General features: G+C 71.1%; 13 protein-coding genes and 2 pseudogenes. 8 read left to right on the forward strand and 7 right to left on the reverse strand.

Annotated features, from left to right (window positions below; genetic code table 11):
* Positions 1–86 precede the first annotated feature (86 nt).
* On the forward strand, positions 87–2,807 hold the full coding sequence (locus ACZ4FV_RS01950; RefSeq protein ID WP_395870417.1) for an immune inhibitor A domain-containing protein: 2,721 nt from the start codon (positions 87–89) through the stop codon (positions 2,805–2,807).
* 20 nt (positions 2,808–2,827) lie between these two features.
* Entirely contained in the window at positions 2,828–3,082 is a 255-nt protein-coding gene (locus ACZ4FV_RS01955; RefSeq protein ID WP_395870415.1) for an exodeoxyribonuclease VII small subunit, read from the forward strand.
* 117 nt (positions 3,083–3,199) lie between these two features.
* Here the strand turns inward: ACZ4FV_RS01955 and ACZ4FV_RS01960 are convergent, their stop codons facing one another.
* Complete coding sequence (locus ACZ4FV_RS01960) at positions 3,200–5,944, reverse strand: immune inhibitor A domain-containing protein (RefSeq protein WP_465321598.1); 2,745 nt, start codon at positions 5,942–5,944, stop codon at positions 3,200–3,202.
* Between the two features lie 369 nt (positions 5,945–6,313).
* On the reverse strand, positions 6,314–6,838 hold the full coding sequence (locus ACZ4FV_RS01965; RefSeq protein ID WP_395870411.1) for a DUF4245 domain-containing protein: 525 nt from the start codon (positions 6,836–6,838) through the stop codon (positions 6,314–6,316).
* A gap of 214 nt (positions 6,839–7,052) precedes the next feature.
* Here ACZ4FV_RS01965 and glpX point away from each other — a divergent pair, with 214 nt between their 5' ends.
* The gene (glpX, locus tag ACZ4FV_RS01970; RefSeq protein WP_395870409.1) at positions 7,053–8,084 is read left to right on the forward strand and encodes a class II fructose-bisphosphatase; all 1,032 of its coding nucleotides are present in this window, start codon (positions 7,053–7,055) and stop codon (positions 8,082–8,084) included.
* Positions 8,085–8,334: 250 nt separating this feature from the next.
* The gene (locus ACZ4FV_RS01975; protein WP_402233945.1) at positions 8,335–10,428 is read left to right on the forward strand and encodes an MFS transporter; all 2,094 of its coding nucleotides are present in this window, start codon (positions 8,335–8,337) and stop codon (positions 10,426–10,428) included.
* On the opposite strand, the gene ACZ4FV_RS01980 is transcribed toward ACZ4FV_RS01975, so the two are convergent.
* Positions 10,422–10,709 carry a WhiB family transcriptional regulator gene (locus tag ACZ4FV_RS01980; RefSeq protein WP_395870405.1) on the reverse strand — a complete coding sequence of 96 codons (288 nt, stop codon included), beginning with the start codon at positions 10,707–10,709 and terminating at the stop codon, positions 10,422–10,424. The two genes, ACZ4FV_RS01975 and ACZ4FV_RS01980, sit on opposite strands and share 7 nt — an antisense overlap.
* Positions 10,710–10,916: 207 nt before the next feature.
* Between ACZ4FV_RS01980 and ACZ4FV_RS01985 the strand changes: the two are divergent.
* Positions 10,917–11,132: pseudogene (locus ACZ4FV_RS01985) on the forward strand (AfsR/SARP family transcriptional regulator); the annotation flags it as partial.
* Positions 11,133–11,293: 161 nt separating this feature from the next.
* Positions 11,294–13,060 carry an ATP-binding protein gene (locus ACZ4FV_RS01990; RefSeq protein WP_465321667.1) on the forward strand — a complete coding sequence of 589 codons (1,767 nt, stop codon included), beginning with the start codon at positions 11,294–11,296 and terminating at the stop codon, positions 13,058–13,060.
* Here the strand turns inward: ACZ4FV_RS01990 and ACZ4FV_RS01995 are convergent.
* Together ACZ4FV_RS01995 and ACZ4FV_RS02000 are read right to left on the reverse strand one after the other, a co-directional pair.
* A complete protein-coding gene (locus ACZ4FV_RS01995; RefSeq protein WP_395870401.1) occupies positions 13,044–14,702 on the reverse strand; it encodes a fumarate hydratase in 1,659 nt (552 codons plus the stop codon). The two genes, ACZ4FV_RS01990 and ACZ4FV_RS01995, sit on opposite strands and share 17 nt — an antisense overlap.
* 69 nt (positions 14,703–14,771) lie before the next feature.
* Entirely contained in the window at positions 14,772–15,728 is a 957-nt protein-coding gene (locus tag ACZ4FV_RS02000; protein ID WP_395870399.1) for a DMT family transporter, read from the reverse strand.
* A gap of 184 nt (positions 15,729–15,912) precedes the next feature.
* On the opposite strand from ACZ4FV_RS02000, the gene pdxR reads away from it, so the two are divergent.
* The gene (gene pdxR / locus ACZ4FV_RS02005; RefSeq protein ID WP_395870397.1) at positions 15,913–17,304 is read left to right on the forward strand and encodes a MocR-like pyridoxine biosynthesis transcription factor PdxR; all 1,392 of its coding nucleotides are present in this window, start codon (positions 15,913–15,915) and stop codon (positions 17,302–17,304) included.
* A 9-nt stretch (positions 17,305–17,313) separates the two neighbouring features.
* On the forward strand, positions 17,314–17,985 hold the full coding sequence (locus ACZ4FV_RS02010; protein ID WP_402233937.1) for a DUF1707 SHOCT-like domain-containing protein: 672 nt from the start codon (positions 17,314–17,316) through the stop codon (positions 17,983–17,985).
* A 93-nt stretch (positions 17,986–18,078) separates the two neighbouring features.
* On the opposite strand, the gene ACZ4FV_RS02015 is transcribed toward ACZ4FV_RS02010, so the two are convergent.
* A complete protein-coding gene (locus tag ACZ4FV_RS02015) occupies positions 18,079–18,309 on the reverse strand; it encodes an RICIN domain-containing protein (protein ID WP_465321668.1) in 231 nt (76 codons plus the stop codon).
* Positions 18,310–20,022: pseudogene (locus tag ACZ4FV_RS02020) on the reverse strand (ricin-type beta-trefoil lectin domain protein); the annotation flags it as partial.
* Between the last annotated feature and the right edge of the window lie 54 nt (positions 20,023–20,076).

A 20,076-nucleotide genomic window follows, 5' to 3' on the forward strand; every position in this document is an offset into this window, starting at 1 on the left:
CCCCCAAATCCCCATCATTGACCCGTTCGTATGACAAGCAGTCATGTCTCACCCGATCGGCGGCGAAAACGTCTTAGTTTGCGCGTGTGTTGCGTCATCTGCTCGCCGCGTCCGCGCTGTTGCTCACCGGCGTCGCCACGTCCTCCGTGGCCGCCGCCGACGACTCGCCCGCGCGGTGGAATCCGTCAGCCGCCGACTCCTACGTCAACTACGTCGCACCGAGGGACCCGCTGCCGCCCGACGGCCCGCCGGGCGCGTCCCCCGAGGTCCGTGAGCGCGCGCTCGCGGCCGACCGACGGGCCCGGCAGTACGACCGCAAGTTCGCCGCCGGCAACCCCGCCCCCGCGCGCCGGCTCGCCCGGGCCGAGGCGACCGCGGCCCGAACCGGGGTCAGCCCACGCGCCCAGGCCGGGGCCGGCACCCGCGACGCCCGGCTGTTGACCATCCTGGTCGAGTTCAACGACCACGCCGACGACGACTTCTCCGGTTTCAGCCGACCGACGAGCGTCGCGGACCCGACCTGCGTGACCGAGCCGCCGGGCACGGTCAAGAACGGCCCCCGGCACAACCTGCTCCCCGACCCGGCCGTCGCCGGCCGGGACAACAACACGCTGTGGGTCCCGGACTTCGACAAGGCCCACTACGACCGCATGCTCTACTCCGAGGAGGGCATCACCGAGCGGGTCCGTCCCGACCTCACCGGCCCGGACGGCCGGCCCGGCGTCAGCCTCGCGGGGCTGACCATGCGCAACATGTACCGGGAGATGTCGCACGGCGCGTACACGATCGGCGGTGAGGCCGCGGGCTGGGTGAGCGTGCCGCACTCCGAGGCCTGGTACGCGGCCGGCCACTGCGGCGCGATCCGCCAGGACAACAGCGGCAGTCCACAGAACCCGCGCGGAGTGCGGCAGTTCGTCACCGACGCGGTCGACGAGTTGGCGAAACAGCAGCCGAACCTCCCCTGGGCCGACTACGACCGGGAGGACCCGGGCGACGCCGACGACGACGGCGACACCCAGGAGCCCGACGGCGTGATCGACCACCTCGTGCTCGTGCACGCGGGCAAGGACAAGTCGGCGGGCGGCGGTGCCGAGGGCACCTACGCGATCTGGGCGCACGCGAGCACCGTGCTGCGCGGACACCCCATCCCGGGCACCGACCTCAAGGTGGCGAACTACATCGTCCAGCCCGAGGACTCCGGAGTGGGCGTGTTCGCCCACGAGTTCGGCCACGACCTGGGCCTGCCCGACCTGTACGACAACTTCAGCGGCGGCGAGACCGACGTCGACTTCTGGGACCTGATGTCCTCCGGTTCGCACGCCGGGCCGCTGTTCCAGACCATGCCCACGCACCTGGGCGCGTGGTCGAAGTACGTGCTGGGCTGGATCGATCCGCCGGTGGTGCCGGTCGGCGGCGGCTCGCGTACCGTCTCGCTCGGCGCCGCCGCCGAGCCCGCGCCCGGCACCCTGGCCGCGGTTCGGGTGGACCTGCCCACCGAACGGGTCCGGATCGGCACCCCGCACAGCGGCGCGAACATGTGGTACTCGGAGCGGGACCAGGAATGGTCCGACGCCCGCCTCGTCCGCGACCTCGCGGTGCCCGCCGGCGGGTCCGCGACCTTCTCGATGTGGAACGACTACACCATCGAACAGGACTGGGACTTCGGCTTCGTCGAGGTGTCCACCGACGACGGCGCGAATTGGACCCAACTCGCCGTGCACGACGACGCGGGCAACCTGGTCAGCACCCCGCCCGGCTATCCCGACCCGAACCGCAACCTCGCCGAGTTGCGCAAGGTCAACGGCCTCACCGGCGACACCGGCGGCTGGCGGCACGACAACGTCGACCTGGCCCCGTACGCGGGGCAGAGCATCAAGCTGCGGCTGGACCTGAACACCGACGCCGCGTTCATGGAGAAGGGTTGGTTCGCCGACGACTTCTCGCTCACCAACGGCGGCGCCACGGTGTGGTCGGACGACGTGGAGAGCGGCGACAACGGCTGGACCGCGATCAAGGGCACCAACACGGTGACCCGCGGGGCCGGCTGGGGCCGGACCTCCGGCGAGGTCGAGCGCGAGCAGTACTACCTGATGGAGTGGCGCGCGCCGGTCGGCTTCGACCAGGGCCTGCGGTACGCGTACACCGCCGAGCACAGCGACGCACGCGGCGTGCGGGTGCGCCGACTGGCCTACGACGTGCCCGGCATGCTGGTGTGGCTGCGCGACGCCGAGTACCAGAACAACGGCGTGAACTTCAATCTGAGCGCGCCGCCCAGCTACGGCGCCAAGGGCCAGACGCTGCTCATGGACGCGCATCCGGATCCGCGCCGGTGGACCGGCGAGGCCGGCGAGCACTACCTGGTCAAGAGCAACCCCCGGAAGAATTTGGAGAGTCGAGCGCAGTCCGCGGACGCCGCCTTCGGTTTCCTGCCCACCCCGGCGTTCGGGGCGTGTCACGGCAACGGCGCGTGGTGTCAGGACTTCGCGGCCCGCGAACCGGTCCGCGCGTTCGGCGACGACCGCGGCTGGGCGCCGGGGGTCGAGTACGTCGACGGCGCGCCGGTGGACCGCTTCACCAACGGGTCCACCGTGGTGCCCGCGCGCGGCCCGTACAGCACCCGCGTGGTCGACGCGGACGGCGCGCCCGATCCGGCGCACTACGGCGTGCCGTACAAGGGCTCCGTGCTCGGCACCGGCGATCCCGGTCCCGACCTCGCCTACGGCGCCTCGGCCACGCTGGTCGCGCCGCTGTCGAGGGAGCGTCCGGACCGCGGCGCCGCCGTGCGGGTCACGTCGGCCCGCCCGTGATCCGGCCTTAGGCTGGCGGCATGAGCGAGCAGACCGCACCCGCGCCGGACGAGGCACCGGCCTACGAGCAGGCCCGTGACGAGCTGATCGAGGTCGTGCGCCGCCTGGAGACCGGCGGCATCACCCTGGAGGAGTCGTTGGCCCTGTGGGAGCGCGGCGAGCGACTCGCCGTGGTGTGCGAGCAGTGGCTCGACGGCGCCCGGGCCCGGCTGGACGCGGCGGTCCGGGCCGAGCGCGCGGGCGTCGAGTCGGACGAGGCGGTCGAGGAGGACTGACCCGCCGGCGCCGCGCGCCGCGCACGGCAGAAGGGGCGCTCCCGAATTCGGGAGCGCCCCTTCCGTTGGAACCGGTACGCGGCTACCCGCACGCGAGGAACACGTGCGCGGCGGCCGCTACTTCTGCGCCGGCAGGATCCAGACCACCGCGCCGGAGTTGCCCGGCAGCGGGAGCACCGGCAGCGCGGTCACGCCGTAGCCCTTGTCGAAGCCCGGGTTGCCCGTGCCCAGTTCGGAACCGTGGAACAGCTTGCCGAAGTTGTCCCGGTCCAGCGAACCGTCCGCCTTGGTGACCTTGGTCGAGTACGGCGCCTTCGCCGGCACCACGGTCGAGCCGTAGCGGTCCTTCGGAAGCACCCGACCCTTGTAGAGCTCGGTGCCCGGTGCCCAGCCCACCGTGTCGGTGAACAGCGTCACCGGCGCCTGCGCCGGGAACGACGTGCAGTACGCGGTACCGGGGATGCAGTCCGTGAACGGCGACGTCTTGACGAACCCGAACGCCGCGTTCGCGGCCTGCGGCCGGGTCGGCAGGTTGGCGAAGACGTTCCGCCGCTCGATGTTCGGCGTGTTCGGGTCGACCTGCGGGAACTGCGCCGCGGCCTCGCCGGTGTAGCGCAGCGGGTCCGGGTGCGAGTCGACGATCAACAGCTCGCCCTTGGGGCCCCACGAGGGCCCGTTGTCGATGTTGAAGTTGACGCCGTTGTTCTGGTACTGGTTGTCGCGCAGCCAGACCAGCATGCCCGGCGCGTTGTACGGCACCCGGTTGGTCTTGCCGTTGACGCCCCCGGTGTACGCGTACTTCAGGCCCTCGTCGAAGCCGGACAGGTTGCGCCACTCGAGCAGGTAGTACTGCTCCCGCTCGAAGGTGCCGCCGGTGCGGCCCCAACCCTCGCCCTTGGTGATCGCGTTGGTGCCCTTGATCGCGGTCCAGCCGTTGTCGCCGCTCTCCACGTCGTCCGACCACACCGTGGCGCCGCCGTTGGTGAGCGAGAAGTCGTCGGCGAACCAACCCTTCTCCATGAACGCGGCGTCGGTGTTCAGGTCCAGCCGCAGCTTGATGCTCTGCCCCGCGTACGGGGTCAGGTCGACGTTGTCGTGCCGCCAACCGCCGCTGTCGCCGGTCAGACCGCTGGTCTTGCGGAATGTGGCCAGGTTCTTGGTCGGGTCCGGGTAGTCCGGCGGCGTGCTGACCAGCTTGCCCGACTCGTCCTTGACCGCGAGCTGCTTCCAGGTGGCACCGTTGTCGGTGGACACCTCGACGAAGCCGAAGTCCCAGTCCTGCTCGATGACGTAGTCGTTCCACATCCAGAACTTCACGTCCGTGCCCGCGGGCACCGCGATGTTCCGCTCGATCCGGATGTCGGACCAAGCCTGGTCCTGACCGGAGTACCACATGTTCTGGCCGCCGTGCGGCGTACCGACCTTGACCTGCTTGTTCGGCAGGTTCACCCGGATGCCCCGCGAGGTGCCCTTGGGCGTCTTGGCGGCCTGGCCCAGGGTGGCGACCTTGGGTCGGTCACCGACCTTGACCAGGTCGGGGGTCAGCCAGCCGAGCGCGTACTTGTCCCAGATGCCCATGTGCGCGGGCTGCGACTGGAACAGCGCACCGGTGTGCGAACCGGCCGACATCAGGTCCCAGAAGTTCAGGTCCGTCTGGCCGGCGCTGAAGTTGTCGTACAGGTCGGGCAGGCCCAGGTCGTGGCCGAACTCGTGGGCGAACACGCCCACTCCGGAGTCCTCGGGCTGCACGATGTAGTTCGCGATCTTGATGTTGCTGCCGGGCACCTGGTGGCCGAAGAGCACGGTGCTCGCGTGCGCCCAGATGGAGTAGGTGCCCTCGGCACCGCCACCGGCCGACTTGTCCTTGCCCGCGTGCACCAGGACCAGGTGGTCCACCACACCGTCGGACTCCTGGGTGTTGCCGTCGTGGTCGGCGTCGCCCGGGTCTTCCTTGTCGTAGTCGGCCCACGGGAACTTCGGCTGCTGCTTGGCCAACTCGTCGACCGCGTCGATGGCGAGCTGCTGTGCGCCGAGCGGGTTGGCCGGGCTGCCGCTGTTGTCCTGCTGCGCGTTGCCGCAGGCGCCCGCGCCGTACCAGGCCTCGGAGTGTGGCGCCTTGACCCACGGCGTCGCCTCGCCGGAAACCGAGTACTTTCCGGCCGACATCTCCTCGTACATGTTGCGCATGGTCTGGCCAGCGAGGCTGATGCCCGGCTTGCCGTCCGGCCCCGTGAGGTCGGTGCGCATGCGCTCGGTGATGCCCTCCTTGGAGTAGAGCATCTTGTTGTAGTGGGCCTGGTCGAAGTTCGGCACCCACTGCGAGTTGTTGTCGTTCGGGTTCAGCGCCGGGTTCGGGATCCGGTTGTGCAGCGGCCCGTTCTTGATCGTGCCGGGAGGCTCGGTCACACAGGTCGGATCCGAAACGCTGGTCGGTCGCTTGAAGCCGGAGAAGTCGTCGTTGGCCTGGTCGTTGAACTCGACCAGGACGGTGAGCAGCTTCGCGGTCTGCTTGGCGTCGACGGGCTTGCCGCTGCGCTCGGCCTTGATCTCGGCCGGGCTCTTGCCGGTACGCCCGGCCTCGGCCTCGAGCTCCTTGATCTGGGCGGCGGCACGGGGGTTGCCGTCGGAGTTCTTGCGGTCGGCCGCGGCGTTCTGTGCCTTCAGCGACGCGGCCTTGGCCGGGTCGCCGGGCAGCGCACTGGTGTCGATGGCCGCGTCGACGGAGTTGACGTAGTGGTCCTCGGGGCCCGGATTCCACACCGCCTTCGTCGTGTCGACGCGCGTAGGCGTGGCCGATGTCGAGGGCGCGGTCGTGGCCGCCAGCCCTGTGATCGCCAGCGCGGAAACGGACAACAGCGCCACACGGCGTTTGACCCGCCGGGCGCCGCTCGGGGGCGTCGGGCCCCTCCCGGGTATCGCTGGACTCAACGTGCTCCCCTTTCCGACCGGGGGGCGACCCCCCGGACGCAAAGCGACGTCGCGCGGGATCTGATCAAGCGCACACGACATCGGGACGGCTCGGAAAGCTCGGCGGACACGCGAGGGCAACCATCGGGTCACGACGATGCCGACTCGTGTTCGACCGGGCTTCCGGACCCTAGGGGCGGGAGTAACGCGCGGGGCAGAGGAGGGCGTGGGGTCTTTACAATCTCTTTACAAGCCACTGCACATCCTGTTCACCCGAGCGCCCGAGTCGCCCCGATATGGCCGACGGATTCGCCGGCCATCGGCTCACGGGGCGGCAGTTCGCAGGGATGCGGCGAGAACGGTCAAATCCTCGAAAGTCGCATTGCCGGTGACCATCGTGGTCACGCCGTCGCGAACGCGGACCAGCGAGCGGTACTTGGGTCCGTCGTAGGCCTTCCACTGCTCGCCGACCACGTCCCGGTTGCCGACCGGCTGCCCGCGCTTGCCCTTGTCCCGGACGAGTTCGTCGGTGAAGCCGTTGGTCTGCTCGACGGCGGCGTACTTGTCGTTCGGGTTGATGAAGCCGATGTGCCACGTGGTCTGGTTGCGGTCGTACCCCGAGTAGTTCACCGACGTCGCGCGCCACTGCTCGCTCAGCCCCTGCGGCGCGAGCAGCGGATACGGCGAGACCCGGGCCGCCTGGCGGAAGGACTGCTCGTACTGCACCCGCTTCACCGGATCCCCACCGTTGTGCGGTGCCACCAGGAACAGCGCGCCGACCACGAGGCCGCATGCTCCGAGGGAAAGAACCATGTCCCGGACGGTCTCTCGACCCGACTTTGTCGCCACCGGAACATGGTCGCATTGCGGGCCGGCTCGTTTTGCACGGCCTACCTGCACCGATAACACCGCTCACCGATAACATCGGGGCAATCCCGTTGGAACCAGTCCGGACTCGGGGCCGCGCAATCGCCGTGCCACCCGCACCGATGACGCACGGCTCCCGGGGATCAGGGCACCCCTCGTGGTTACGGACCGGTTCCCCTACAGGAAGGCCCGCCAGATGACGGACCAATCTGTACCCCCGCAGCTCGAGGTCGCGCCGGAAGCCCCGGATCGCAACCTCGCCCTCGAACTCGTCCGGGTCACCGAGGCCGCCGCGATGGCCGCCGGCCGCTGGGTCGGTCGAGGTGACAAGAACGGCGCGGACGGCGCCGCCGTGAAGGCGATGCGCAGCCTGATCCACACCGTGTCGATGAACGGTGTCGTGGTGATCGGCGAGGGCGAGAAGGACGACGCCCCGATGTTGTTCAACGGCGAACGGGTCGGCGACGGCTCCGGGCCCGAGTGCGACGTCGCGGTCGACCCGGTCGACGGCACCACGCTGACCGCCAAGGGCATGAACAACGCGGTCGCGGTGATGGCCGTGTCCGAGCGGGGCAGCATGTACGACCCCTCCGCCGTGTTCTACATGGAGAAGCTGGTCACCGGCCCGGAGGCGGCCGACGTGGTGGACCTGACCGCGCCGATCGCGGAGAACATCCGCCGGGTGGCCAAGGCCAAGCACAGCGCCGTCGAGGACGTCACGGTCTGCATCCTGGACCGGCCCCGCCACGACTCGATGGTCAAGGAGATCCGCGAGGCCGGCGCCCGGATCAAGTTCATCACCGACGGCGACGTGGCCGGCGCGATCATGGCGGCCAAGGACGGCACCGGCGTCGACCTGCTGCTCGGCATCGGCGGTACGCCGGAGGGCATCATCACCGCCGCCGCGATCAAGTGCATGGGCGGCGTGATCCAGGGTCGCCTGTGGCCCAAGGACGAGGCCGAGCGGGCGAAGGCGATCGACGCGGGCCACGACCTGTCGCGCGTGCTGCTGACCGACGACCTGGTCCGCGGCGACAACGTCTTCTTCGTGGCGACCGGCATCACCGACGGCGAACTCCTGCGCGGCGTGCGGTATCGCTCGAGCACGGCGCTCACGTCGTCGCTGGTGATGCGCTCCAAGAGCGGCACGATCCGCCAGATCGACAGCCAGCACCGGCTCGCGAAGCTGCGGGCGTACAGCGCGATCGACTTCGACCACGCGCGTTAAGGCCGTGCGGCCGGGGGTTTGACCCGGCCTGCGGCCGAGGGTGGCCTCAAACGCCGGCCGGGCCGAAAACGGCTCGGCCGGCGTTCGATACGCGACGCGATCGGCGGTCGACATGCGCGACCGGGTCGACGTCGGATGCGCGACTCGGCCGGCGTTCGATCCGACAGGGCTGCCCGTCCCACGAATAGGTGCGGATTTTATACCTGTTTATGGGGATCCTCCTTGAGCATCGATCGAGGAGGCCCCCCGGATGAGCGCGCCGCGCGGTAGGCATGCCGAAACCGCCGAAGGCAACGGCAGCAGCCCGGCGAAGACCGAGGCGGCGCCCCGACTCGGACTGATCCTGATTGGGTTGATGCTCGGGCTGCTGGTGGCCGCGCTCGATCAGACCATCGTGTCGACCGCGCTGCCGACCATCGTCGGTGACCTCGGCGGGCTCAACCACCTGTCGTGGGTGGTCACCGCGTACCTGCTCGCGTCGACGGTGAGTACGCCGCTGTGGGGCAAGCTCGGCGACCTGTTCGGGCGCAAGAAGCTCTACCAGGCGTCGATCGTGATCTTCCTGATCGGCTCGGTGCTGTGCGGCATCGCCCAGGGCATGTTCGAGTTGATCGCGTTCCGCGCGATCCAGGGGCTCGGCGGCGGCGGCCTGATGGTGTTGTCCCAGGCGATCATCGGCGACGTGGTGCCGCCCCGCGAGCGCGGGCGCTACCAGGGCCTGTTCGGCGCGGTCTTCGGGGTCACCTCGGTGGCCGGGCCGCTGCTCGGCGGGTTCTTCGTGGACAACCTCAGTTGGCGCTGGGTGTTCTACATCAACGTGCCGATCGGCCTCATCGCGCTGGCCGTGATCGCCGCCGCGCTGCACACCAAGGAGATGCACACCCGGCCGAGCATCGACTACCTCGGCATCACGCTGCTGGCCGCTGGTACCACCTGCCTGGTCCTGCTCAGCACCTTCGGCGGCACCACCTACCCGTGGGCCTCCGCGCAGATCATCGGACTGGGCGTCGCGGCAGTGCTGTTGCTCGCCGGGTTCGTCGCGGTCGAGCGGCGCGCGCAGGAGCCGGTGCTGCCGCTGAAGCTGTTCCGCAACCGGATCTTCTCGGTGACCGCCGGCATCGGCTTCATCGTCGGCTTCGCGATGATGGGCGGGCTGAGCTTCCTGCCGCTGTTCATGCAGGTCGTCAACGGCGCCACGCCGACCGAGTCGGGCCTGCGGCTGGTGCCGATGATGGGCGGCCTGCTGGTCACCTCGATCGTCAGCGGGCAACTGATCAGCCGGACCGGCAGATACAAGATCTACCCGATCCTGGGCACCGCCGTGATGGCGGTCGGCATGTTCCTGATGTCGCGGATGGACGAGTTCACCACCACCGCCGCGTCCTCGCTCTACATGCTGGTCTTCGGCGTCGGACTGGGCCTGGTCATGCAGGTCATCGTGCTCGCCGTACAGAACTCGGTGCCCTACTCGGACCTGGGCGTGGCCACCGCCGGCGCGACCTTCTTCCGCTCCATCGGCGGCTCGTTCGGCGCGGCGATCTTCGGCACGATCTTCAACAACCGACTCACGGTGCACCTGCGCGAGGCCGCCGCACGCGGCGAGGGCATGCCCGCGGGAACCGGCACCGGGTCTGCGTCCGCGATCAACCCGGAAGACCTGAACAAGTTGCCGCCGGCGTCCAAGACCGGCTTCATCCACGCCTACGCCGAGTCGCTCCAGACCGTGTTCCTGGTCGCCTCGGGCATCGTGCTGATCGCGTTCGTGTTGTCCTTCCTGCTCGAGGAGGTCCCGCTGCGCGAGGCCACCCGCGAGGCCGAGCCCACGCCGCCGATGTCGTCCACCGCGCGCAGTTCGGTGGAGGAGATCGAGCGCGCGATGGCACAGATGGTGCACCGGGAGAACGGCTGGTCGCGCTACGAACGCATGATCCAGCGCTCGGGCGTCGAGTTGTCGGTACCGTGCGCGTACGGGCTCGTGCAGCTCGACCTCCTGGGGCCGATCTCGATCCCCGACCTCGCCCACCGGCTGCACGAGGCCCAGGACCGGGTCCGTCGATACGCCGACGAGCTGACCTTCGCCGGCTACATCGAGCGGCTGGGCGAGGGCACGATGACACTGACCGCCAAGGGCCACGAGGCGCTGGAGGCGCTGGTCGAGGCCCGTCGGCAAATGCTCACCGAGGTGATGGCGGACTGGTCACCGGAACAGTCCGAGGAACTGACCGCGCTGTTGCGCAAATTGGCGCGGCTGACCACCGACACCCCGCACGATCACATCGTCGGCGAGGCCGACCGACACACGGCCCGAGCCCGACCGACGTCCGGGCCGACGGCGGATCAGTGATAGGCGCGGCGTCGACGCACGGCGCCGCGCTCGTTGGGGGTCAGGCCGCCTCGGACACCGACCGGGTTGGTCTCGGCCAGCGCGCTCGCGCGGCATTCGAGCAGGACGGAGCAGCGCGCGCAGACGCGCTTGGCGTCCTCCTCGCGGGCGAGACGGGCGACGACGGGTTCACCGGGATATCCGAGAAACAACTGCCGATCCGCGGTCGCGCACGCGCCGGCCACCGGGGGCGTCCAGGTCGCGCTGCGGGCTCCGCGAAGTATGTCGATCCGTTCCGTCACGCTGCTCTCCTCGGGTCGGGTGTGTCAGTCGCCTACCCGGGGCGAACCGCCCCATGCGCGCCGGCGCGACAACGCGACGACAAGTAACCACATGGAAACCTCGAGGACATCCACGGAACGACGCGCTCCGCGGCAGGTGTTCCCGGACCACGCACCGACCTCGCCGACGGCCCGCCCGCCGCGATCCCGGGCAGCGATAATCGCCGCATGATCTTCGGCATCCTGGGACCCGTTGAGGTTCGACTCCCCGACGGGAGCCCGATCGCCGCCGGCGGACCGGGAGCGCGGGCGCTGCTCGCGCTGTTGCTCCTGGACGCGGGGCACATCGTGCCCACCGAACGACTGATCGACGGGCTCTACGGCGAGGACCCGCCGGCGGGTGCCGCGAACGCGTTGCAGTCGCACGTCTCCCGCTTGCGGCGCGGGCTGCGGGCCCATGGCGGCGACGGCGAACTCGTCGAGTTCCACGCGATGGGCTATCGCGTCGCGGTGGACCCGGAAGCGGTGGACGCGCATCGTTTCGAACGACTGGCGCGCGGCGGGCGGCGCCGGCGGCGGGTGAGCACGCGTCCGCCACCGCGCTGCTGGGCGAGGCGATCGGGCTGTGGCGGGGGCCGGCGCCGGCGGACGTGCCGTTCGCCGGGGCGCGGGCCACCCGCCTGGAGGAGTTGCGGGTGGCCGCGACCGAGGATCACATCGAGGCCCAGATCGCGATCGGCGCACTGCGCGGGGTGATCCCGGAGTTGCGCGTGCTGGTCGAGGCGCATCCGCTGCGGGAGCGTCCGCGCGGGCTGCTGATGCGCGCGCTGCACGGCACCGGCCGCCAGGCCGAGGCGCTGGAGGTGTACGAGGACCTGCGTCGGGTGCTCGCGGACGAACTCGGCGCCGACCCCTCCCCCGAGCCGGCCGCCGTCCACGTCGCCGTGCTGCGCGGCGAGATCCCGGGCCTGCGCGGCCCCGGCGCGCCGAGCGCACCCCCACCGGCCCCGGAACCGGCCCTGCCCGGACCGGTGTTCACCCCGCCGCCGGGCCGGCTGACCGGCTTCGTCGGCCGCGAGGCGGAACTCGCCCGGCTGACCGGGTCGGGAACCGCGGCGCGGCTGCTCACCCTGACCGGGCCCGGCGGCGCGGGCAAGACCCGACTGGCGATCGAGGCCGCCGCCCGCACCGCGGACGAGGTGTGCTTCGTGGACCTGACCCGCGCCGCCGACGACGCGGCGCTGGTGCACGTGGTGGCGAGCGCGCTGGGCATCCGCGAGGCCGGCGGCGTGACCGCGTCGGCCGCCGAGGTCGATCCCGGCGCGCGGATCGTCTCGGTACTCGCCGGCCACCGGCTGCTGCTGATCCTGGACAACTGCGAGCACGTGGTGGGCGCCGCGGCCGAACTCGCCCATCTGGTGCTCGACGAGTGTCCCGGCGTACGGATCCTGGCCACCGGGCGGGAACCGCTGGGCATCACCGGCGAGGTGTTGTGCCCGGTACCGGAATTGGCGCTGCCCGACCCGGACGCCGATCTGGACGCGCTGCGCGCCGCCCCGGCGATCGAACTGTTCGCCGCCCGGGCCGCCGCCGTACGGCCCAATTTCGCGGTCACCGCGGAGACCGCGCCCGAGGTCGCGCGGATCTGCACCGCGCTGGACGGTCTGCCGCTCGCCATCGAACTCGCCGCGGCCCGCCTGCGCACCCTCCCGCTGACCGAGATCGCCGCGCGCCTGGACGACCGGTTCCGGCTGCTCTCGCGCGGCAGCCGTACGGCCGCGCCCAGGCATCGCACGCTGCACGCGGTGGTCGAGTGGAGCCGGGACCTGCTCGACCCGGACGAGCGCGCGTTGGCCCGCCGGTTCACCGTGTTCACCGGCGGCGCCACCCTGGCCGCCGTCGCCGCGGTGTGCGGCGGGTCCGAGGACGAGGCCGACGACCTGCTGGCCGGACTCACCGAGAAGTCGTTGATCACCCTCGCGGACGGGGACGGCGGCCGATTCCGGATGTTGGAGACGATCCGCGCGTTCGGCGCGGCGCGGCTGGCCGAAGCGGGCGAGGAGGAGCGGATCCGGCGTGCGCACGCGGACTACTTCATGGCTCTGGCCGGCGAGGCGGACGCGGGTCTGCGCGGACCGGGTCAGCTCGCGCTGTGGCCGAGGCCGCCGGCAGCCCGAGCACCGTGCGCTGACCGAGCGGCACCGGCCGCCGGCAGCCCGCCGGTTCGCGCCCGACGGTCCGGCTCGCTGCCACGGTCGGCGACGCGTCCGTCACCGGGTGAGCGCGCTCACGCGTTCGTCACCGGTGAGCGCGCCGAGGATCGGCCCGGGGACGCTCGTCCCCGGGCCGATCGGCTCACGCGCGCTTGTTGATCTGGAAGGTCGGCGTGGTGACGTCGGCGAAGAAGTCCTGGCCCTTGTCGTCGACCACGATGAAGGCCGGGAAGTCCTCGACCTCGATCTTCCAGACCGCCTCCATGCCCAGCTCCGGGTACTCCAGCACCTCGACCTTCTTGATGCAGTCCTGCGCCAGCCGCGCCGCCGGGCCACCGATCGAGCCGAGGTAGAAGCCGCCGTGCGTCTTGCACGCGTCGGTGACCTGCTTGCTGCGGTTGCCCTTGGCCAGCATCACGAACGAGCCGCCCGCCGCCTGGAACTGCTCGACGTAGGAGTCCATCCGGCCCGCCGTGGTCGGGCCGAACGAGCCCGACGCGTAGCCCTCGGGGGTCTTGGCCGGGCCCGCGTAGTACACCGCGTGGTCACGCAGGTACTGCGGCATCGGCTGACCCGCGTCCAGCAGTTCCTTGATCTTCGCGTGCGCGATGTCGCGCGCGACGACGACCGGGCCGGTCAGCGACAGCCGGGTCTTGACCGGGTACTTGGACAGCTCCGCGCGGATCTCGCTCATCGGCCGGTTGAGGTCGATCTGCACGACGGTGTCGTCCAGGTCCTCGTGCGTGGTGTCCGGAAGGTACTTGGCCGGGTCGGTCTCCAGCTCCTCCAGGAACACGCCCTCGGCGGTGATCTTGGCCAGCGCCTGGCGGTCGGCCGAGCAGGACACCGCGATCGCCACCGGGCAGGACGCGCCGTGCCGGGGCAGCCGGATCACCCGCACGTCGTGGCAGAAGTACTTGCCGCCGAACTGCGCGCCGATGCCCATCTGCTGGGTCAGCTTCAACACCTCGGCCTCGAACTCGACGTCGCGGAAGCCGTGGCCCAGCGCCGAGCCCTGGCCGGGCAGCGTGTCGAGGTAGCGGGTGGAGGCGTACTTCGCGGTCTTGAGCGCGTGCTCGGCGCTGGTGCCGCCGACCACGATCGCCAGGTGGTACGGCGGGCAGGCCGCGGTGCCCAGCGAGCGGATCTTCTCGTCCAGGAAGCGCAGCATGCTCTGCGGGTTCAGGACGGCCTTGGTCTCCTGGTACAGGTACGACTTGTTGGCGCTGCCACCGCCCTTGGCCATGAACAGGAACTTGTACGCCTCGCCGGGCGTCGCGTACAGCTCGATCTGGGCGGGCAGGTTGTTGCCGGTGTTCTTCTCGTCCCACATGGTCAGCGGGGCCATCTGCGAGTAGCGCAGGTTCAGCTCGGTGTACGCGTTGGAGATGCCGCGGGACAGGTGCTCCTCGTCCCGCCCGTCGGTGAGCACGTGCTGGCCGCGCTTGCCCATCACGATCGCGGTGCCGGTGTCCTGACACATCGGCAGCACGCCGCCGGCCGCGATGTTGGCGTTCTTGAGCAGGTCGAGCGCGACGAAGCGGTCGTTGGCCGACGCCTCGGGATCCTCCAGGATCCGCGCGACCTGGGCCAGGTGCCCGGGCCGCAGCAGGTGCGAGATGTCCCGCATCGCGGTCCGGGCGAGCAGCGTCATCGCCTCGGGGTCGACATTGAGGAACCGACGCCCACCCGCCTCGAACGTGGACACGCCATCGGCGGTCAGCAGCCGGTACGGCGTGGTGTCCTCCCCCAGCGGCAGCAGATCCGTGTAGGCGCTGAAGGTGTTCTCAGGGGCGGGCATCGTGATCCTCACTCATGCGGTGCTCATCCGGTACGGGGCCTCGTCCAGGGTAGAGCGGCCCCGAACCGGTCACGGCTTCGAGGTCGCCGGCAGCGGGATTTGCGCGGCGAGCTCCCGGACCGGGCCGGTTTCGGGTTCGGTGCCGCCGCCGCGTTCGGCGCGCATGCCCAGGACCACGCCCACGCCGACCAGCAGCGCGCCGCCGAACTGTGCCCAGGTGGGCGCGCCGGTGCCCAGGGCCAGGCCCGACAGCGCCGCCGTCACCGGCACCAGTCCCATGAACAGCCCGGCCCGCTCCGGTTCGATCCGGGCCAGAGCCGAGTACCACAGCAGGAACGCGCCGGCGGTGAGCGGCAACGCGAGGTAGAGCAGCGCGGCGAACTCGGTCCCCGACGGCATCCGGATCAGCTCGGTGCCGTCGGTGAACATCCCGACCACGAGCATCTGCGGAATCGCCATCGCGGTGGCGTAGGCGGCGATCCGCCAGGCCCCCAGCCGGGGCAGCAGCGGCACCGCGATCAGCGTGAAGCCCATCTCGCAGAGCGCCACCCCGCACGCGAAGACCAGGCCCGCCGCAGTCCCGCCGCCGAAGCCCTGCACCACCGCCGCCCCCGCGACCACCACGATCGAGGCGACCAGTACCGACCGACTCGGCCGCCGCCCACCCGACAGCGGCGCGGCCAGTACCAGCAGCAGCGGTGTGGCGCCCAGGATGCTGCCCACCGTGGCCGGATCCGCCCGGTCCAGCGCGGCGAACAGGAACAGGTTGAACAGGGTCTGCCCGCACAACGAGAGCAGTCCCAGCCGGACCAGCTCACGGCGGGTCGGGCGCAACAACGGGATCCGGCGCAGCCGCAGCACCGCGAACAGCACGAGCGCGGCCACCGCGTAGCGGAGCATCTGACCGCCGGTCACGGGATAGTCCGACAACACGGCGGAGACCCCGGCGGCGGCCCCGATCAACCCCTGCGCGGACGCCGCGCAGACCAGGCCGATCGAGCGGGGTGACATCGCGGATGACTTCATGTGACGTAACGTTAGGAAGCGGGTGGCTTCCCCGGCAGAGCCACTTCCGGGCCGAGAAACCGGACCAATTCCGGATCGCCGGCGGACCACCCGGAGCCGGCCCCGACGTTCTCCCCTCCCCGGGCGTGCGTCGAGACCGCCGAACCGACTCGATCCGGCGAACCCCGAGCGGCAGGTATCCCCAGTGCGCGAACTCCTCGTCCACCTCGACCGATCGGCCGGCCGGCTCGGCGCCCAGGTGCAGTCGGGCCTGCGCACGGCGATCCGCTCGGGTCGACTTCCGGCCGGCTTCCGGATGCCGTCCACCCGCGCGCTGGCGGAGAGCCTGGGCGTCTCCCGGGGCATGGTGGTCGACGCGTACGAGCAACTGGTCGCCGAGGGCTATCTGACCTCGCGGCACGGATCGGGCACCCGGGTCACCGCGGCGTGCGCGGCGCCGCAACCGGCGGACGCGGGGGACGCGCGCCCGGCGGTCCCGATCACCCACGATCTCAAGCCCGGCGTCCCGGACCTGTCCGCGTTCCCGCGCGCGGCGTGGTCGGCCGCGACGCGGCACGTGCTGCACACCGCCCCGCACACCGCGTTCGACTACCCCGGCCCGTCCGGCGCGAGCGAGTTGCGCGCCGCGTTGGCCGACTACCTGGGTCGGGTACGCGCCGCACAGGCCCGGCCCGAGCACATCGTGGTGGTCAACGGCGTGGCCCAGGGGCTGTCCCTGGTCTCCCAGGCGCTGCGCCGACTCGGCCGGGACGTGCTCGCGGTGGAGGACCCCTCCAGCGACCGCCAGCGCGGCATCTTCACCACCCACGGCCTGACCGTCGCCTACGCGCGCACCGACGCCGAGGGCATCGACGTCGAGGCGCTGGCCCGCACCGGCGCCCGCGCGGTGCTGGTCACCCCGGCCCACCAGTACCCCACCGGCGTGGTGTTGTCGCCCCGCCGCCGCGCGGCCCTGGTCGCGTGGGCACGCACGCACGACGGGCTGATCGTGGAGGACGACTACGACGCCGAGTTCCGCTACGACCGCGACCCGGTCGGTTGCCTCCAGGGGCTGGCCCCGGACCGGGTGGTGCACCTGGGCTCGACCAGCAAGGCGCTCGCGCCGGGCATGCGGCTGGGTTGGGCGGTGCTGCCGGCTCCGCTGATCGAGTGGATCCACGACCTCAAGACCAACGCCGACCTCGGCTCGGCCATGCTGCCCCAGTTGACCCTGGTCCGGATGCTGGCCACCGGTGCCTACGAGCGCCACCTGCGGGCGATGCGCGCGCACTACCGGATCCGGCGCGACGCGGTCGCCGAGGCCGTCGCCGAGCACCTGCCGGCCGCGCGCGTGCACGGCATCTCCGCCGGCATCCACCTGTGCGTCGAACTCCCGCCCGGATCGGACGAGTCGGCCACCGTGCGCCGGGCCCGCGAGCACGGTGTGCGGGTGGAACCGATGGCCGATCTGCGCGCGTTCGCGGCCGGCCCGCCCGCCGTGATCATCGGTTACGCCGGGCTCTCCCCCGACCGACTGCGCGAAGCGGTCCGGCTGCTCGCCCGCTCCGTACTCCCGGCCGATGCACCCCCGGGCTAGATTTACCTCGTGGACAACAGCCCAGAGCGTCGAGCCCAGCCGCCCACCCCCGAGCTGCGGGCTTCCGACGCCGACCGCGACCGCTACGTGAACGTATTGCGGGACGCGCTCGCGGAAGGCCGCTTGACCGCCGACGAGCACGCCGAGCGGGTGGACGCCGCGCTGGCCGCGAAGACGGTGCGCCAACTCGAACCGCTCATCGCCGATCTCCCGGCACCGGCCCCGGTCGGCTACGAGCCCGCGGCGGCCAACTCGGTGCCGCCGCGCCCGGCCCGGTCGAACATGTTCGCGTTCTGGAGCAGTTCGACCCGCAAGGGCCGCTGGCGCGCGGGGGCGAAGCTGAACGCGGTCGCGGTGATGGGCGGTGTGGACATCGACCTCACCGACGCGGTGTTCGACGAACCCGAGTTGGTGATCAACGTCTTCACGCTCTGGGGTGGCATCGACATCCGGATCCCGGAGGGCGTCACGGTCCGCGACCACGGATTCGGCTTCATGGGCGGCTTCGAGGTGCACGAGCAGTACACCGACGACCCGCGCGCACCGGTCGTGGTGATCAAGGGCCTGGCGATCATGGGCGGCGTGGTGGTCAAGGCGAAGCGCCGCAAGGAGCAGCGCGGGCACGAGATCGACGGCGGACCCCGGCGCGAGATCGACCGCTTCCGCAAGGACGTCGACTGACCCGCGACGTGCCGCGGCCCCCGCCCGCGTTCCGGACGGAGGCCGCGTGCTCGAACGGCGATCCCGCGATCGCTCGGGGCCGCGAGGCCGCGATCAGTAGGCGTCGTACGGAATCACCGTGTACGGCAGCGGAACCGAGGCGCCCGCCGTCCAACGCTGCGCGGCCGAGGTGCCGACCGGCTGCTGGGTGATCGCGCCGTTGCCCGTCGGTGCGGTCGCGACCAGACCGGAGACCCGGCTGACCAGTCGGCCGTCCGCGTCCGCGTCGAATCGCAGGTTGTTCAGGTACGCACCCCGCGCCTCGTCGCAGCGCCAGATGCCCATCCCCGCGCCCGCCGCCGTGACCCCGCGGTTGTCCAGGCAGAACGCCGGGTCCTTGAGGCTGTGCACCTGACCCGTGGCGGGGTTGCGCCACCATTTCTGGTTGGTGTTGCCGGTGCAGTCCCAGGCCAGCACGGCGCGCCCGGCGGTCATCGTGCCGCCGTCCACGTCCAGGCACTTGGCGGTGCCCCCGGCCTTGAGTTCCGCGAAGCGCACCGACTGCGCGGACTCCTTCACCCAGCGCTGCCCCGCCGATCCGTCGCATCCGGCCAGTACGAGCGCGGCGCCCAGGGACGCTTCCGCCGCCGATGCCGCCGCGACGCACAACGACTGGGTGTCCGCGGGCCGCAGCGTGCCCGCGACCTCGACGAAGCGCTGGTTGCCGCCGCCGTTGCAGTTCCACAACACCAGCGCGGTGCCCGAGGTGCGGCCGCCGCCGAGCGGATCGACACACCGGTCCTGGCTGAGCTCGGTGTGCAGCGACTGGTTCGCGGCGTCGTACCAGAAGCCCTGGTTGCGTCCGCCGTGGCAGGGCCACAGCTTCACCGGGGTGTAATTGCGCGACGAGAAACCGTAGGTGTCGGCGCACAATCCGGTGCCCTCGTTACGCAATTGCCGGAAGTCGGCACTGAGTACGCCCGGGTACAGCGTGGTCGCCCCCGTGCTTGCCGAGTCCGCGCAACTCGCCTGGCTCAATCCGGAGTTGTAGAGCTGGGTGAGGCAGGACGCGAAGGCCAGGTGGCCCCGGTCGTTGGGGTGGAAGCTCTGCCGGGTGGTGTTCTCGTCGAAGATGTCCGGCCCGGCGAACCACAGTCCGCGTGCCCAGGTGTTGTCGGTACAGACCTCGTGGCCGTGGAACAGCCGCGAGTTGTCCAGGTAGGTCACGCCGGTGTTCGCCGCGGCCTGCCGCTCGGCCCGCTCGAAGATCGGTACCGCCTCGTTCCGCCCCCACGCGGCGTCGCGCAGGTAGCCCACGCAACCGCCGCGGTACCAACCCGGGAAGTCGGGGTTGTCCTCGACGTCCGGGGCGATCGGCGAGGGATAACCCATCAGCACCAGCTTGTAGTCGCCGCTCTGGTAGCCGGCGTCCGCCATGGTGGTCTTCAGGTCGCGAACGGTCTGCTCGACCTTGGGCCGCATCGCGTCCGCCCGCGCCTGCCAGCCGGGCTGATAGGTGCCGTAGCACTCGCCCTGGAAGAACACCCGCCTGGTCACGCAGTCGGTCATGGTCGGGCCGAACCGGATGTCGTCGTTGGCACCGGCCACCAGCAGGATCAGCCGTACGCGCGTGTTGCGCGCCTTGATCGCCAGGTTGTCCGACTGCACGAGTTCGTCGGCGTACTGCTTGGTGCCGCCGATCCGGATGTTGACCGTGGACGCTCCCGAGCACGCGACGTTGTACGTCACGTCGGCCGGGATCCCGGTCCGGTGGATGGCCGCGTCCGGCGACCGGTGGCACCAGTTGTCCGGACCGTCGGTGCCGGGTTCGTACACGCCGACGCCCTCGCCGGCGATCTCACTGTCGCCGAGCGAGATCAGCGAGGTCTTTCGCTCGGCCAACGGCTTGACCCCGGGGCTCCCGTACAGCGCCTGGGCCTCGGCCTGCCGGATCGCCTCCAGTTGGGGGGACAACGCGGCGGCCACCGGGGCCGCCGGCGCCGCGCCGGCCGATCCGCCCGCCGTCAGGCCGCCGGTGAGACCCATCAGGGTCGCCATCAGCGCCACCGGTAGGACCTTGTCGCGCACACGCTCGAATGTGGACATGCACCC

It is taken from the genome of Embleya sp. NPDC025285 (genome assembly GCF_055558835.1).

Coding starts and splice junctions, on each gene's coding strand:
- ACZ4FV_RS01955 (WP_395870415.1), top strand. CDS start 2,828: ATGAGCGAGCAGACCGCACCCGCGCCGGACGAGGCACCGGCCTACGAG.
- glpX (WP_395870409.1), top strand. CDS start 7,053: ATGACGGACCAATCTGTACCCCCGCAGCTCGAGGTCGCGCCGGAAGCC.
- ACZ4FV_RS01975 (WP_402233945.1), top strand. CDS start 8,335: ATGAGCGCGCCGCGCGGTAGGCATGCCGAAACCGCCGAAGGCAACGGC.
- ACZ4FV_RS01995 (WP_395870401.1), bottom strand. CDS start 14,702: ATGCCCGCCCCTGAGAACACCTTCAGCGCCTACACGGATCTGCTGCCG.
- ACZ4FV_RS02000 (WP_395870399.1), bottom strand. CDS start 15,728: ATGAAGTCATCCGCGATGTCACCCCGCTCGATCGGCCTGGTCTGCGCG.
- ACZ4FV_RS02015 (WP_465321668.1), bottom strand. CDS start 18,309: ATGGGCATCTGGCGCTGCGACGAGGCGCGGGGTGCGTACCTGAACAAC.